Origin of the sequence: Aliivibrio fischeri ATCC 7744 = JCM 18803 = DSM 507 (genome assembly GCF_023983475.1) — a bacterium.
Taxonomy (GTDB): domain Bacteria; phylum Pseudomonadota; class Gammaproteobacteria; order Enterobacterales; family Vibrionaceae; genus Aliivibrio; species Aliivibrio fischeri.
Genome location: NZ_CP092712.1, coordinates 432,693 through 448,094, shown reverse-complemented (window position 1 = coordinate 448,094; position 15,402 = coordinate 432,693). Strand labels below are relative to the sequence as shown.

Sequence of the window (15,402 nt, the reverse complement as noted above, 5' to 3'; positions counted from 1 at the left end):
CACATTTAATGAATTTTTATATATAACTATAAATCACTGGATTGATTTTTTGGCAAGGAGCACATGATGGCTTTTAATTTACGTAATAGAAACTTTTTAAAACTATTAGATTTCACCCCTAAAGAGATCGCCCATCTACTTGAGTTATCTGCTGAACTGAAAAAAGCAAAATACTCAGGTTATGAACAACCTCGTTTAGTTGGAAAAAACATTGCGTTAATTTTTGAGAAGTCATCAACACGTACTCGCTGTGCCTTTGAAGTTGCAGCCTTTGATCAAGGAGCTAAAGTCACTTACCTTGGACCTTCAGGCTCCCAGATTGGTCATAAAGAATCTATGAAGGATACAGCTCGAGTACTAGGTCGCATGTACGATGGCATTGAATATCGTGGTTTTGGTCAAACGATTGTTGAAGAATTAGGTCAATATGCAGGAGTACCTGTATGGAACGGATTAACGGATGAATTCCATCCGACTCAAATCTTGGCTGATTTTCTAACAATGCAAGAATATGCAAATGGAAAGCAGCTTAACCAAATTACGTTTGCCTACCTTGGTGATGCTCGCAACAACATGGGGAATTCTCTAATGGTTGGAGCAGCAAAAATGGGAATGGAAATTCGCCTTGTTGCACCAAAACAGTTCTGGCCTGAAGAAGAGCTAGTTGCTCAATGCCAAGAAATTGCATTACAAACTGGTGCAAAAATTGTGTTAACTGACGAGGTTACAGAAGGCGTTAAAGGTTGTGACTTCCTTTATACCGATGTGTGGGTTTCGATGGGTGAAGCACCTGAAGCTTGGGATGAGCGCGTTGCTTTAATGACTCCTTATCAAATCAATATGGATGTTATCAAAGCCACTGAAAACCCTAATGTAAAATTCATGCACTGCTTACCGGCTTTTCATAATGATGAAACGACACTTGGTAAAGAGATTGCCGAGAAGTACGGTATGAATGGCTTAGAAGTTACAGAAGATGTCTTTGAATCTGAGTATTCCATTGTTTTTGATGAAGCAGAAAACCGTATGCATACAATTAAAGCGGTTATGGTTGCAACACTTGGTAGTTAATTGGATACAAATTTTTGATGCAAACGCTTGCTTAGGAATTTGATACGAGTATAATCCCGCCCAATTTATTAGGGAATTATGATGTTATTAACTTATCTTCATACAGCGGTCGACCGAGTAGCTACATTGAAAAAATGTGGTGGTCCCCTATTTTTTTATTTTCCTAATCAACCCAATTTTTAAAGCCTCCTATTTATTAGGGGGCTTTTTTTTGATTTCAATATAATACATAAGGGAAGAGAGACATGGCTAACTCGCTATATCAAAAGCATATCATTTCTATTCCAGAGCTTTCTCGTCAAGAGTTAGAGCTGATCGTTGAAACGGCAGGGAAGATAAAAAAAGAACCTCAACCTGATTTATTGAAAAATAAAATCGTGGCGAGTTGTTTCTTCGAAGCATCAACTCGTACCCGTCTTTCATTTGAAACTGCCATCCAACGTTTAGGTGGTTCGGTGATTGGTTTCGATACCGCTGGCAATACATCTCTTGCACAAAAAGGAGAAACGCTAGCGGATTCAGTTCAAATCATTACCTCATACGCAGATGCCTACGTTATGCGTCACCCACAAGAAGGGGCTGCACGCTTAGCGTCTGAATTCTCAAACGGTACACCTGTAATTAATGCTGGTGACGGTGCAAACCAACACCCAACTCAAACGCTCTTAGATCTTTACACCATTTATGAAACTCAAGGCCGCTTAGACAACCTAAACGTCGCTTTTGTTGGTGATTTGAAATACGGTCGTACAGTCCATTCTCTGACCCAAGCGTTAGCTAAATTTGAAGGTATTAAGTTCTTCTTTATTGCTCCTGAAGTATTAGCGATGCCGGACTACATTTGCGAAGAACTTGATGAATTAGGCATTGAGTACCAACTGGTTGAAAGCATGGATGATGCAATTCCTGAGCTTGATATTCTATACATGACTCGAGTACAGAAAGAGCGTTTTGATGAATCTGAATACGCGCACATCAAGTCTGCATATATTCTTTCAGCTGAAAATCTACAGCCTGCACGCGAAAACCTAAAAGTTCTGCATCCACTGCCACGTGTTGATGAAATTGATACTGACGTTGATGCAACACCACACGCTTACTATTTCCAACAAGCCGAAAATGGTGTTTATGCTCGCCAAGCTCTATTGGCTTTAGTTTTAAATGAAACACTTTAAGGGAGAGAATACCATGGCTAACAAAACTCAATTACGTGTTGAAGCAATCAACAACGGTACGGTAATCGATCATATTCCCGCTAATATTGGGATTAAAGTGCTTAAATTATTCCAAATGGATAAAAGTGCAGAGCGTGTGACTGTAGGTTTGAATTTACCTTCATCAGCGCTTGGTGCAAAAGATTTATTAAAAATTGAAAACACATTTATTACTCCAGAACAGGCAAGCAAGCTTGCATTATATGCACCGCATGCAACAGTTAACCAGATTGAGAACTATGAAGTAGTAAAGAAAATACCATTAGTACTACCAGAACAGATCACGGGTGTTTTTGAGTGTCCAAACAGTAACTGTATTACTCACGGTGAGCCGGTAGACAGCAGCTTCAAAGTTCTAACAAAGAAAGAAGATATTCATCTGAAATGCAAATACTGTGAGAAAGTATACTCACGTGAAGTAGTCACAGACTTAAATTAATTAAATTTGATTCTCTTCTCAGCCTCGATATTCTCGGGGCTGTTTTCTTACGGTTATTTGTTTTATATTGAACAATCGTAATGCTTCTAAGGTCTATTGCTCCTTAGACTTACTTTATTTCAAAAAGGAATCATAACAATGACTAAAGTTCTTCATACAGATAATGCACCAGCAGCTATTGGCCCATATATTCAAGGTGTTGACCTTGGTAATATGGTACTAACTTCAGGCCAAATCCCTGTAAACCCTGCAACAGGTGAAGTATCTGACGATATCGCTGAGCAAGCACGCCAATCACTAGAGAACGTAAAAGCCGTTGTTGAAGCTTCAGGCCTAACTGTATCTGACATTGTAAAAATGACAGTTTTTGTAAAAGATCTTAATGACTTTGGCACAGTAAACGAAGTATATGGTAACTTCTTCGATGAACACAAAGTTGCAAACTACCCTGCTCGCTCTTGTGTTGAAGTAGCTCGTCTACCAAAAGATGTTGGTATCGAAATCGAAGCTATTGCAGTTCGTAAATAATCGAACACTAAATTAAAACGAAATAAGGCAGAATTTCTTCTGCCTTATTTTTTATCTATGTCTCGTCCTGAAATGTGTTTACACATTTAGGACTTTTATATGACAAATCAAGAAAAAACAAAGAATAAGCGAACTCAACGCGATTATTCATTAGGCTTTAAATTGCAGCTTGTTGCCGCTATAGAAAAAGGCGATATGACCTATAAGCAAGCTCAAAACATTTATGGCATTCAAGGTCGATCTACCGTACTTACTTGGTTAAGAAAACACGGTAAGATGGACTGGTCTCAATCACCTAAGATTATTATGCCTAAATCCCCGAAAGCGAAAGAATCGCCTGCACAAAAAATTAAACGTTTAGAGCGAGAGCTTGATGATGAAAGAATGCGTAATTTATTACTTAATGAAGTAGTGAATATCATGGACGCAGAACATGGTGCAGGCCTTAGAAAAAAGTATATTGCCAAGGAGCAAGAAGTCTTCAAAAGCAGAAAATGATCAGCTTAGAGCGAGCTAGTCAGCTACTTGGCATTACAAGACAATGTATATACCAACAAGAACGTAGAGCTCTGAAACGTGCCGTTGAACTTTCACCGGTTAAAAATATGGTGCAAGAAATTCGTCGATATATGCCTCGTATTGGAGGTAAAAAATTATATTTTTTACTTAAGCCCAAATTCATCACTCATGGCATAAAGTTAGGCAGAGATAACTTTTTTTCCTATTTAAGAAATGAGTGCTTATTAGTAAAACCTAAACGAAGTTATACAAAAACTACCTATAGTAAGCATTGGATGAAAAAACATCCTAATTTACTTAAAGAAGTAACACCTCAAGCATCTGAAGAGGTTTTTGTTAGTGATATCACTTACGTTCAATCACAAAAAGGTATTCATTATTTATCTTTAGTAACAGATGCTTATAGTCGAAAGATAATGGGATATGAATTAAGTGATGAAATGAAAGCTACTGATGTAGTCAAAGCTCTTGATATGGCGATAGATAGCCGTCAATATCAAAGGAGTACGATTCATCATTCAGACCGAGGATTACAGTATTGTTCAAAGGTTTATCAGGAAAAATTGAATAAAAATGATATTAAGCCATCAATGACGGATGGTTATGATTGCTATCAAAATGCATTAGCAGAGCGAATAAATGGGATACTTAAACAAGAGTTTCTTTTGTATGACTGTAAAGATTTAGAGGAGTTAAGGCATTTAGTTGAAGAATCTATTTTTATTTATAATGAAATGCGGCCACATTTAAGCTTGGGAATGAGTACACCAAATCAAGTACACAAAAAAGCCAAGTGCGTACGCACTTAGCTTTCAATTAAAAATCGTCAACGTATTTTAGGACGAGACACTAATAAAAGAATATCGATTTAGTTCGCTTGATGTAGGTGAGTAAGTACTTTCTTATAAACTGTAGGAAACCAGACAGAAAAAGTATCTGGGTTTGCTTTCAGTTCTTTTTCAATATCAGCTTCACTCCACCACTGAATGTCACTGACTTCTTCAGGGTTCAATATAAAACTCACATCTGGAGTGTTAGCAATCAAAATATAATCTTGCTCATGCTCACTCAATCCATTTTCTAATTCAGCTTGATAAATAAACCAACCAAGATTTATGAACTGCTCAGGTAAAACACCAGTTATACCAATCTCTTCATTTAAACGTCGCGTACCCGCCGCCTCTACGTTTTCATTCACTCGGGGGTGAGAACAACAGGTATTACTCCATTTGTTCTTACTGTGATATTTACACTCGGCACGCTTTTGTAATAAAAACTCTTTTCCTAAATCCGTTTCACGATAGAGCAATACTGAAAAAGCGAGATGTAACAAGCCTTTCTCATGCACTTCTAATTTTTCCATTGTACCAATGGCATCACCTTGCTCATTCACAAGTACTACATATTCTGTCATGTCTACACATCTAAAAAAGAAAAAGGCACACAGAAAACCGTATGCCTTAGATAAAATTTAAGGATAATTAATTACGCTTGGTTGCGCTCTGCAACTTCTTTATTTAATTCTTCTAATTTAGTAATCATCTGCTCACGGCACAAATTAGCTAATTCACGCACATTGTCTTTTTCGTACCCTTCACTGCTGATCGGCGGCAAAATTTCAACAATTACGTGTCCATTATTCCAACGATTTAACTTAATATTGCCTTGAGTATTACTACAAACAATCGGAGTTACAGGCACATCTGCTGCAATAGCGGCATGAAAAGCGCCTGTTTTAAACGGTAGCAATCCACGTCCACGTGAACGCGTTCCCTCAGGAAACATCCAAACAGAAACATTACGCTTTTTAATATTCTCTGCCACTTGAGCAATCGTACCTACCGCTTTACTGCGATTGTTACGGTCGATCAAAATATTCCCTGTAATCCAGTAAAGCTGACCAAATAATGGCATCCAAGCTAAGCTTTTCTTACCAACCGTTACGGTTCTTGGTTGAATAGCACCAGAAACAGTGAAAAGATCCCAGTTATTTTGGTGATTCGCAATGTATAAACTTGGCTCTGAACTTTTTGCACTCTCAGGTACACGAATTTCTAGTTTGATACCAAAAACACGTGACATTCGAGCAAATAAGCGACCAAAAGTATAAACGTGCTTTGGATTACGAGGGCTTAATAAGCAATAACCGCAACCAAACACAAAAGTAAAGACAGCAAAGATAGCCAAAGCAATCAGGCGTAACAATGCGATCATAAATGTATCTCCTAAACTCACTAACCTGTTCATCATTATCTTTTTAAATGAACAAATTAGCTTTATTTCCAACCAATAAAAAACCGGGTAGTAATATACCCGGCTTCCACTTTAATACGTTTACATTAAGCGTATATATCGCAACACTTATAAGTCGTCGCTATGAACTCGCTCAATATTTGCACCTAAAGCGGTTAACTTGTCTTCAATCTTATCATATCCACGGTCGATATGATAAATTCGATCAACAATTGTTTCACCTTTTGCTATACAACCTGCGATCACAAGGCTTGCTGATGCACGTAAATCTGTCGCCATAACCTGAGCACCACTTAAACCATCAGTATCACCACAAATAGCAGTATTACCTTCGATTTCAGCATGAGCACCCATACGTTGCAATTCAGGAATGTGCATGAAACGGTTTTCGAAAATCGTTTCAGTAATGATACCTGAACCTTTGGCCATCATATTTAAAAGTGTGAATTGAGCTTGCATATCGGTAGGGAATGCTGGGTGTGGTGCAGTACGGATATTTACCGCCTTTAACTCACGGCCAGTCATATCTAAGCTAATCCAATCATCACCAGTTTGAACGTCTGCACCCGCTTCTTCAAGTTTAGCAAGTACCGCTTCAAGTAGATGTGCTTTTGTATTCTTACAAACGATCTTACCGCCAGATACCGCAGCAGCAACAAGGAACGTACCTGTTTCAATACGGTCAGCAACCACTTCGTGATAACCACCACCTAAGCGCTCAACACCTTCGATAGTAATTGTATCGGTACCCATACCAGACACTTTAGCGCCGATAGCATTAAGGAAATTAGCAGTATCAACAATTTCAGGTTCACGCGCTGCGTTTTCTAATACCGTCGTGCCTTCAGCTAATGTTGCTGCACACATAACAGTAATGGTTGCACCAACACTGACTTTGTCCATTACGATATGAGCACCTTTAAGGCGACCATCAACTTCCGCTTTTACATAACCTTCTTCAAGTTTGATTGTTGCGCCTAGTTGCTCTAATCCGTGAATATGAAGATCAACAGGACGAGCACCGATAGCACAACCACCAGGTAATGAAACCTGACCTTTACCAAAACGAGCAACCAATGGACCTAACGCCCAAATTGATGCACGCATTGTTTTTACTAAATCATAAGGTGCACAGAAGTCATTTACGCCACTTGCATCAATATGAACAGAACCGTTACGAGATACTTCAGCACCTAAACGCTTTAACAGTTCCATCGTGGTGTCAACATCACGAAGTTTCGGTACATTTGCTACTTCAACAGGTTCTTCTGCAAGCAACGAAGCAAATAGAATTGGTAGTGCAGCATTTTTTGCACCAGAAATTGTAACTTCGCCAGAAAGTGGCTTATCACTTCCTTGAATTCGAAACTTATACATCAAAGGGCCTCTTAGAATAAGCTATTTAATTTTTTATCACGTGCCCACTCTTCAGGAGTAAACGCTTTTATTGATAGAGCATGAATTGTGTTCGTTGAGATATGCTCCATCAAAGGTCCATAGATGGTTTGTTGTTTTTTCACTCGGCTCATACCTGCGAATGATGCGTCAACAGCAATGACTTCGAAATGGCTTCCTTCGCCTTTTACATGTATCTCTTCTAGTTGAAGTGCTGCGTCTAGTAACTCTTTAATCTCGGCGCTATCCATTACTCTACCTTTGCGTTATTTATATGATCAGCAAACAATGATTCCACATTACTTAATTGAATTAAAGTAATGAGCTGATCTGGGACGAAAGTAAACATTATATGACAGTTTTGATTTTTTGCATGCTCTATTAGGTGTAAAAGTAATACAAGCCCTGCAGAGTCAATGCGATTAACGTGAGCTAAGTCTACCTTTACTTGACTCAAATTAGGTTGCCACTTTGTCAATTTATTCCAAATATTAGGCACAGTCTCACGATCAAGAGCACCTTTGAAGCTTATTTCATCAACTTTAGTTACACATAAATCGATAACAGGCATTATTTATTGCCTTCTAATCGAATTGGTTGCTTAGCTAAAGAGCGTAACTCAGCACTTACTGAGCTGATGCCTTCTTTGCGAATTTTACCATTCCACTCAGACTGCTTAGTCGATAAAAGGCTTACTCCTTCAGCGACCATATCAAAGGCCTGCCATTCACCTGTTTTTTTATTCTTACGCAGTTTGAAATCGACTTTTACGGTCGGACGAGCTGAATCTAAGATATCAACACGAACACTGATGATTCTTTTTCCTTCCGGTATTTTTTTCGCTTTTTCTAATACAATTTTTTGATCTGTATATAACGTTAAAACTTGAGCATAAGAGGCAACTAAATAATCACGAAAAGCAGTCACGAACTCTGCTCGCTCTTCTGGTGTAGTTTTCTTTAAGTGTGTCCCTAATAATTTGTAAGCTGCATATTTTACATTTACATACGGCATTAACTCTTCATCAACGACCGTTTTTAAAATATTTGGGTCCGTTTTTATTGCACTCTGCTCTGATTTTAATCGAGCAAAAGTAATTTCAGATACTTGTGCCATCATTTCATAAGGTTTTGTTTTATCTATCTCTTGAGCATTAATCGCTGATGAAAAAAAACAAATTACGACTATAACTGCACTTATCCACTGTTTCATTACTCTTCCTCACTTGCTTCTGACGAATCACCACCAATGCTGTATAGCACTTGCCCGATCATATCCTCTAATACCAATGCTGATTTGGTATCTTCAATAAAATCACCATTACCTAACATATCAATATCTTCGTCAATAAACCCAGGAACAATCCCGATGTATTGTTCACCAATCAGACCTGACGTTAAAATTTGAGCCGCTGAGGTTTCAGGAAAAGCACCAAACTGTTTGTCAATTTGCATGCTTACGATAGGCAAATAACTTTCTTTATCAAGAGTAATGTTATCTACACGGCCAATAACAACACCACCGACTTTTACTGGTGAGCGTGATTTTAAACTTCCGATGTTATCAAATTGAGCATTTAGAGTGTAATACTCACCACTACCACCACTGCGAACATCCGCAACTTTAAGTAATAACATCAGTAAAGCGGCCATTCCTGCTAATACAAAAAGGCCAACAAAAAATTCTACTTTACGTGTCTGTTGCATAATTTAGTTCCCAAACATCAGTGCCGTAAGCACAAAATCAATACCTAATACCGCCAACGAAGAGTGCACTACTGTGCGTGTCGTTGCCAATGAAATACCTTCAGAAGTAGGCGTTGCATCATAACCATTAAACAGAGCAATCCATGTAACAATAAATGCAAACACCACACATTTAATTAAGCTATTTACAATGTCATATCGCACATCAACCGATGATTGCATTACCGACCAAAAACTGCCGTAATCAATCCCTTTCCATTCGACTCCGACAATTTGCCCTCCCCAAATACCCACAGCCATAAAGATGACAGCGAGAATTGGCATCGAAATGATCCCTGCCCATAAACGAGGTGCAATAATTTGACGCAACGGGTCTACAGCCATCATTTCCATACTTGAAATTTGTTCGGTGGTTTTCATTAATCCAATTTCAGCGGTTAATGCAGAACCCGCACGGCCAGCAAACAGCAATGCAGTTACCACAGGGCCTAACTCTCTAAGTAGTGATAAAGAAACAAGCTGCCCTAAACTGGTCTCAGCCCCGTAATCAACTAAAATAATATAACCTTGCAAGCTGATTACCATTCCAATAAAGAGTCCTGACACCACAATAATCACTAAAGATAAAACACCTACGGAATAGAGTTGCTTTAGCAGCAAAGGAAACATTTTTATTGGTTGAGGTTTCGCAAATATCGCGCCAAGCAACATAAAGGTTGCACGCCCAAAGGCTTCACAAACCGATAAAGCGCGTCGTCCTATCTGTTCTATTGAAGAGACAAGTGAAAAATTACTCATGAGAGAAAAGATCCTCATTTAATGTATTAGCCGGAAAGCGAAATGGTACTGGTCCATCAGATTCACCATCCAAAAATTGTCGAACTTGAGGATCGGGATTTTGCTCCAATTCTTGTGGTGAACCTTGTGCAATAATTTTACCGTTAGCGAGTAAATAGACATGATCTGCAATACTCATCACTTCAGGAACGTCATGTGAAACAACGACAGAGGTTAATCCTAACGCATCATTTAGATTACGAATTAAATCAACCAATACCCCCATCGTTATAGGGTCTTGACCAACAAAAGGTTCGTCGTACATTATTAAGTCAGGGTCTAATGCGATTGCACGAGCTAATGCCGCACGTCTTGCCATCCCACCAGAGAGTTCACTTGGCATCAACTGAGCGGCACCACGTAGCCCCACAGCTTCAAGTTTTAAGAGAACCAATGTACGGATCAGTTTTTCAGGCAATTGAGTGTGTTCCCTCAAAGGAAAAGCCACATTATCGAATACGTTCATATCCGTAAATAATGCGCCAGATTGAAATAACATCCCCATTTTCTTACGAGCTAAATACAGAGCTTTACGCCCTAATTTGGGGATATTCCACTCTTCAAAATGGATGTTTCCTGATTCAGGAAGTATTTGCCCACCAATTAACCGTAATAATGTGGTTTTACCAATTCCTGATGGCCCCATGATCGCCGTTATCTTCCCTTTTGGAACAGACAAACTAATATCATCAAAAATAATACGCTCACCACGTTTAAAGGTTAGATTCTCTATTTTAATCAGTGTGCTCTGCGTACCCATATATTCACTGCTCATTTAAATCATGCATTAACAATATAATCATAAGTATACGTGAACTTATCTGTCTAACTTATATTTTTTAATAATCTTTAGAGACTGTTCCACGTAAAGCGCTCCTTTTTTCTTTCTTTTTTGTTAGAGAAACGTCAAAATTAGCGATTCAAACTAAAAAACATCTTTCTACAAAAGGAAATTAACACAATGACAGAGCTGCTCATGCCAACTCTACTTCTTATCGTCGGTCTATCTCTATTGGTTTGGGGCGCCGATAAACTGGTATTTGGTTCTGCTGCCTTAGCGAGAAACTATGGTATTTCCCCTCTTGTAATTGGTATGACTATCTTAGCCATGGGCTCGTCTGCACCAGAAATGATGGTGTCAGCTGCAGCTGCTTTAGATGGAAAAACAGATACTGCGGTTGGTAACGTTATTGGTTCAAACATTGCGAACATCGCGTTAATTTTAGGTATTACCGCCTTAATTAAACCATTAGCAATCAGCTCAGCAATCATCCGTCGCGAACTACCATTAATGCTGATGGTTACGTTATTAGCTGGTGGTATTATGTTTAATAACTACCTTGGCTTTTATGAAGGTTTATTGTTAATTGGCCTTTTTGCTTGCTTCATCATTGCAATGCTATACATCAGTAAAAACGAACAACAAAACGGGGATATTCTTCTTGAAGAACAAGAATCTGAAATCCCAGAAGGCGTGGCAAACGGTAAAGCTCTTTTCTGGGTTGTTGTAGGTCTTATCTTACTTCCTGTGGGTGCAAACATGCTGATTGATAATGCCGTTGTTATCGCTAAATACTTTGGTATGAGTGATTTAGTTATCGGCTTAACTATCATTGCATTAGGTACAAGCCTTCCTGAGTTAGCGGCTTCTGTTGCTGGTGTGCTTAAAGGTGAAGATGATATGGCTGCAGGTAATATCATTGGCTCAAACGTATTTAATATTCTTGCAGTAATGGGAATTCCGGCATTAATTAATCCATCAGAAATCAGTCCTGATCTTATGGGCCGTGATTTCTATGTAATGCTAGGTGTATCCATCTTATTACTCATTATGGCATTAGGAAAAAGCCGCAGTATTAATCGCATAGAAGGCGGTATTTTGGTGACGTGTTTCTGTGTCTACCAAGGCTATTTATTTCTAAATATGGGTTAACCATTCTTTTAAACCCCATAAGTTTGATGAACAATAAAAATCATGAACTTATGGGGTATTTATCCCGATAATTTACCTTCTTTTACCTACTCAATATTGAACTAGCTCTGGCAAATGGCATAATATTTGTATAGGCTATTCCTCTAAATCATAAATTCCGCTCAAATACAGCAAGGTGGTAACCGATGGCAACTCAGTTTGATTTCTGCAAAGCAGGAAAAAATGTTCTTCAAATTGAAATCGATGCTCTTACCCAACTCAGCAATTACATTAACGATGACTTCACTAAAGCGTGTCAATTAATGCTTGAATGCAAGCAAAAAGTTGTTGTTATGGGAATGGGTAAATCAGGTCACATTGGTAATAAGATTGCAGCTACCTTAGCAAGTACAGGCACTCCCTCTTTCTTTGTACACCCTGGCGAAGCAAGCCATGGTGATTTAGGCATGATTGAAAAAGGCGATATTGTTATTGCTATTTCTAACTCAGGTGAAGCGTCTGAAATCCTTGCTTTACTGCCAGTAATTAAACGTCTAGGTATCACGTTAATTACAATGACAGGTAAACCGGAATCTAGCATGGTAAAAGTCGCTGATGTGAACCTTCAAATTACGGTTCCTCAAGAAGCTTGCCCTCTTGGTTTAGCGCCAACATCAAGTACAACAGCAACCCTTGCTATGGGAGACGCTTTTGCTGTTGCGCTTCTTCAAGCAAGAGGCTTTACTGCTGATGACTTTGCTTTATCACATCCAGGTGGCGCTTTGGGTCGTAAATTACTACTCTTATTATCAGACATCATGCATACAGGTGATGAATTGCCAATGGTTACGGCTGATGCTCTTATTAAAACAGCACTTTTAGAAGTGTCTGAAAAAGGGTTAGGAATGACAGCTATCGTTGATAACGAGCAAAAAGTAATTGGTATCTTCACTGATGGTGACTTACGTCGCCTTTTAGATAATAAGATCGATATCCATACTCAAACTATTGGAGAAGTAATGACACACTCTCCAGCGGTTGCTAATCCAAACTTACTTGCTGTTGAAGGTCTAAACCTAATGCAAGATAAGAAAATAAATGGATTATTACTTTGTGATGAAACTCATCGCTTAGTTGGTGCATTGAATATGCATGACTTATTAAAAGCGGGAGTGATGTAATGACAACAAAATTAGTTTCAACTCTTTATGGCCAAGTTGAAGAGTCAATCTTTAACATAGCAAAAGACATTAAGCTTCTGATTTGTGACGTTGACGGCGTCTTCTCTGATGGCCTTGTTTACATGGGTAATGATGGCGAAGAATTAAAAACGTTCCATACTCGCGATGGTTATGGTGTGAAATCACTCATGTCAGCAGGCGTTGAAATTGCGATTATTACGGGTCGTAGCTCAAAAATTGTTGAAAACCGAATGACAGCTCTTGGTATTAAATTGATCTATCAAGGACAAGACAACAAATTACAAGCATACCAAGATATTTTAACTAAACTCAATGTAGCTCCTGAGCATACTGGCTATATTGGTGATGACCTTATTGATTGGCCTGTTATGGAAAAAGTTGCATTAAAGGTATGTGTTGCTGATGGACACCCTTTATTAGTTCAACGTGCAAACTATGTAACAACCATAAAAGGTGGTCATGGTGCTGTTCGTGAAGTAAGTGACCTGATCCTCGAAGCAAAAGGTGAATTAGAGCAACATAAAGGTTTGAGCATATGAGCTTAAAACATCTTTTCATGGCCATTCTATTGATGATTTGTAGCTGGTCAGGCTACAACTTATATTATGACTACGTGAAAGGTGAACAACAGACAACACCAGACCAACAAGTCCCTGTTTTTACAGGTAAAGGAATTTCGAATAATAACTACGATGTAAGTGGTATTCGTAACTATCAAATAAACGCAAAAGCATTAGCTCGATTTGGTAAGACTGGTGAAACGAACTTCACAACACCTCACCTTTTTGTATTCAAAGATGGTGAATTAAAAGAATGGGAGATCATCTCCGATCTCGGCGTTTTAAATAAAAAGCACGAACTTTACTTAAGTGGTAACGTCATTGTTAAAAATCTACTGCCTGACGCAGCATTTGAGACAATGACAACGGACAGTATGAAGATCGAGCTAACGACAAAAGACTTTATGACAGAGGATGTTGTTAATCTCATTGGCCCTACTTTTGAAACAACAGGAGTTGGAATGAAAGGTAACTTCACAAGCCAAGAAGCAACCCTATTAGAAAATGTACAAGGTATCTATGAAGCTTTCACACGTTAGTCTACTTGCAAGTCTACTTTTCAGTGCTTCAAGCTGGGCATTGAGTAGCGATACAGAACAACCGATCCACATTAATTCAAATTCACAGAATTTTGATATGCAGAGTAACCAAGTAACCTTTACAGGTGACGTGACTCTAAAACAAGGCAGTATCGAAATTTTTGCAGATAAAATTGTGGTGATTCGTCCTCAAGGTAAAGAAGGACGAGAAGTGTTAGAAGCATATGGAAAACCAACTCGCTTTAGTCAATTAACTGATGATGGTAAAACATTAAAAGGTAAAGCGAATAAATTACGTTATGAATTAGAAAACGAATTTCTAAAAATGACTGATAGCGCAGAGCTAACCCAAGATGACAGCATCATAAAAGGTAAAGTAATTACCTATAATATGAAGACTCAAAAACTAATTGCTGATGGTGGTAAAGACGATCGCGTAACAACCATCCTTCAGCCTAGCCAATTGAATAATAAATAATTATGGCAATATTAGAAGCAAAGAATTTAGCAAAAACATACGGAAGCCGCAAAGTAGTTTCCGATGTAAGCCTTACCGTTGAATCTGGAAAAATTGTTGGTTTATTAGGGCCTAATGGTGCAGGTAAAACGACCTCTTTCTATATGATTGTAGGCTTAGTCGCTCGTGATGAAGGTTCGATTACTATTGATGGTGTCGACATCTCATTGCAACCAATGCATAACCGCTCAAAAATGGGGATAGGCTATCTACCTCAAGAAGCTTCTATATTTAGAAAATTGTCAGTATTTGACAATATCATGGCCGTTTTACAAACGCGTAAAGATCTAAATAAAGCTGAACGTCTTGATAAACTTGAAGAACTATTAGATGAGTTCAATATCCAGCACATCCGTAATAGTAATGGTATGGCGCTATCTGGTGGTGAACGTCGTCGTGTTGAAATCGCACGCGCACTCGCTGCTAATCCTAAATTCATTTTATTGGATGAACCATTTGCTGGTGTTGACCCTATCTCTGTTATTGATATCAAAAAGATCATTCAACACCTAAGAGATCGTGGTTTAGGCGTATTAATCACTGACCACAATGTTCGTGAAACGCTTGATGTATGTGAGCACGCTTACATCGTAAGTCAAGGTCACATGATTGCAAATGGCACTCCTGAACACGTATTAAATGATGAACACGTAAAACGCGTTTATCTTGGTGATCAATTTAAGTTGTAATGTACAAAAGGTATCGCTAAA

Annotated in this window: 20 protein-coding genes; 11 read left to right on the top strand and 9 right to left on the bottom strand. The window is 38.5% G+C overall.

The features are described from left to right. Positions 1-66 precede the first annotated feature (66 nt). From argF to AVFI_RS02060, 5 genes are all read left to right on the top strand, one after another. On the top strand, positions 67-1,071 hold the full coding sequence (gene argF, locus AVFI_RS02080) for an ornithine carbamoyltransferase (protein ID WP_065623151.1): 1,005 nt from the start codon (positions 67-69) through the stop codon (positions 1,069-1,071). A 245-nt stretch (positions 1,072-1,316) separates the two neighbouring features. Then, complete coding sequence (gene pyrB, locus AVFI_RS02075; RefSeq protein ID WP_012533771.1) at positions 1,317-2,246, top strand: aspartate carbamoyltransferase; 930 nt, start codon at positions 1,317-1,319, stop codon at positions 2,244-2,246. A gap of 13 nt (positions 2,247-2,259) precedes the next feature. Beyond that, on the top strand, positions 2,260-2,724 hold the full coding sequence (gene pyrI / locus AVFI_RS02070) for an aspartate carbamoyltransferase regulatory subunit (protein ID WP_011261195.1): 465 nt from the start codon (positions 2,260-2,262) through the stop codon (positions 2,722-2,724). Between the two features lie 138 nt (positions 2,725-2,862). After that, positions 2,863-3,252, top strand: a complete 390-nt coding sequence (locus tag AVFI_RS02065; protein WP_005417516.1) for a RidA family protein — start codon at positions 2,863-2,865, stop codon at positions 3,250-3,252. A 99-nt stretch (positions 3,253-3,351) separates the two neighbouring features. Then, positions 3,352-4,580, top strand: a protein-coding gene (locus AVFI_RS02060; protein WP_408580437.1) for an IS3 family transposase whose coding sequence is annotated in 2 segments (ribosomal slippage) — positions 3,352-3,715 and positions 3,715-4,580 — 1,230 coding nt in all. Because the reading frame shifts where the segments join, the coding sequence is not laid out codon by codon here. Between the two features lie 59 nt (positions 4,581-4,639). Here the strand turns inward: AVFI_RS02060 and idi are convergent. The 9 genes from idi to mlaF form a co-directional block, all read right to left on the bottom strand. Continuing rightward, positions 4,640-5,185 carry an isopentenyl-diphosphate Delta-isomerase gene (gene idi, locus AVFI_RS02055; RefSeq protein ID WP_054776217.1) on the bottom strand — a complete coding sequence of 182 codons (546 nt, stop codon included), beginning with the start codon at positions 5,183-5,185 and terminating at the stop codon, positions 4,640-4,642. Between the two features lie 71 nt (positions 5,186-5,256). Further along, positions 5,257-5,985 (bottom strand): 1-acylglycerol-3-phosphate O-acyltransferase, encoded by a 729-nt coding sequence (locus AVFI_RS02050; RefSeq protein WP_005417513.1) that lies wholly within the window; start codon positions 5,983-5,985, stop codon positions 5,257-5,259. Positions 5,986-6,132: 147 nt separating this feature from the next. Further along, positions 6,133-7,401 carry a UDP-N-acetylglucosamine 1-carboxyvinyltransferase gene (gene murA, locus AVFI_RS02045; protein ID WP_005417511.1) on the bottom strand — a complete coding sequence of 423 codons (1,269 nt, stop codon included), beginning with the start codon at positions 7,399-7,401 and terminating at the stop codon, positions 6,133-6,135. An 11-nt stretch (positions 7,402-7,412) separates the two neighbouring features. Continuing rightward, positions 7,413-7,670 carry a BolA family iron metabolism protein IbaG gene (ibaG, locus tag AVFI_RS02040; RefSeq protein ID WP_005417509.1) on the bottom strand — a complete coding sequence of 86 codons (258 nt, stop codon included), beginning with the start codon at positions 7,668-7,670 and terminating at the stop codon, positions 7,413-7,415. Continuing rightward, positions 7,670-7,990, bottom strand: coding sequence for an STAS domain-containing protein (locus AVFI_RS02035; protein ID WP_011261191.1), 321 nt, complete (start codon positions 7,988-7,990; stop codon positions 7,670-7,672). The genes ibaG and AVFI_RS02035 overlap by 1 nt, the downstream gene beginning before the upstream one ends. Then, positions 7,990-8,631 carry a phospholipid-binding protein MlaC gene (mlaC, locus tag AVFI_RS02030; protein WP_012533956.1) on the bottom strand — a complete coding sequence of 214 codons (642 nt, stop codon included), beginning with the start codon at positions 8,629-8,631 and terminating at the stop codon, positions 7,990-7,992. Before mlaC ends, AVFI_RS02035 begins: the two co-directional genes overlap by 1 nt. Beyond that, positions 8,631-9,125 (bottom strand): outer membrane lipid asymmetry maintenance protein MlaD, encoded by a 495-nt coding sequence (mlaD, locus tag AVFI_RS02025; protein WP_012534287.1) that lies wholly within the window; start codon positions 9,123-9,125, stop codon positions 8,631-8,633. The genes mlaC and mlaD overlap by 1 nt, the downstream gene beginning before the upstream one ends. Positions 9,126-9,128: 3 nt before the next feature. Further along, positions 9,129-9,923 (bottom strand): lipid asymmetry maintenance ABC transporter permease subunit MlaE, encoded by a 795-nt coding sequence (gene mlaE / locus AVFI_RS02020; protein ID WP_012533942.1) that lies wholly within the window; start codon positions 9,921-9,923, stop codon positions 9,129-9,131. Next, positions 9,916-10,722, bottom strand: a complete 807-nt coding sequence (gene mlaF, locus AVFI_RS02015; RefSeq protein ID WP_005417503.1) for a phospholipid ABC transporter ATP-binding protein MlaF — start codon at positions 10,720-10,722, stop codon at positions 9,916-9,918. Before mlaF ends, mlaE begins: the two co-directional genes overlap by 8 nt. A gap of 201 nt (positions 10,723-10,923) precedes the next feature. Between mlaF and AVFI_RS02010 the strand changes: the two genes are divergently transcribed. The 6 genes from AVFI_RS02010 (at position 10,924) to lptB (ending at position 15,381) form a co-directional block, all read left to right on the top strand. Further along, positions 10,924-11,895: a calcium/sodium antiporter gene (locus AVFI_RS02010; protein ID WP_005417502.1), complete on the top strand. Its 972-nt coding sequence runs from the start codon at positions 10,924-10,926 to the stop codon at positions 11,893-11,895. A gap of 185 nt (positions 11,896-12,080) precedes the next feature. After that, a complete protein-coding gene (gene kdsD / locus AVFI_RS02005; protein WP_054776215.1) occupies positions 12,081-13,055 on the top strand; it encodes an arabinose-5-phosphate isomerase KdsD in 975 nt (324 codons plus the stop codon). After that, a complete protein-coding gene (gene kdsC / locus AVFI_RS02000) occupies positions 13,055-13,615 on the top strand; it encodes a 3-deoxy-manno-octulosonate-8-phosphatase KdsC (RefSeq protein ID WP_005417500.1) in 561 nt (186 codons plus the stop codon). Before kdsD ends, kdsC begins: the two co-directional genes overlap by 1 nt. After that, positions 13,612-14,175, top strand: a complete 564-nt coding sequence (lptC, locus tag AVFI_RS01995; RefSeq protein ID WP_012534144.1) for an LPS export ABC transporter periplasmic protein LptC — start codon at positions 13,612-13,614, stop codon at positions 14,173-14,175. Before kdsC ends, lptC begins: the two co-directional genes overlap by 4 nt. Then, the gene (gene lptA, locus AVFI_RS01990; protein WP_012533710.1) at positions 14,156-14,653 is read left to right on the top strand and encodes a lipopolysaccharide transport periplasmic protein LptA; all 498 of its coding nucleotides are present in this window, start codon (positions 14,156-14,158) and stop codon (positions 14,651-14,653) included. Before lptC ends, lptA begins: the two co-directional genes overlap by 20 nt. Positions 14,654-14,655: 2 nt before the next feature. Continuing rightward, positions 14,656-15,381, top strand: coding sequence for an LPS export ABC transporter ATP-binding protein (gene lptB / locus AVFI_RS01985; protein ID WP_005417497.1), 726 nt, complete (start codon positions 14,656-14,658; stop codon positions 15,379-15,381). Positions 15,382-15,402: the final 21 nt, after the last annotated feature.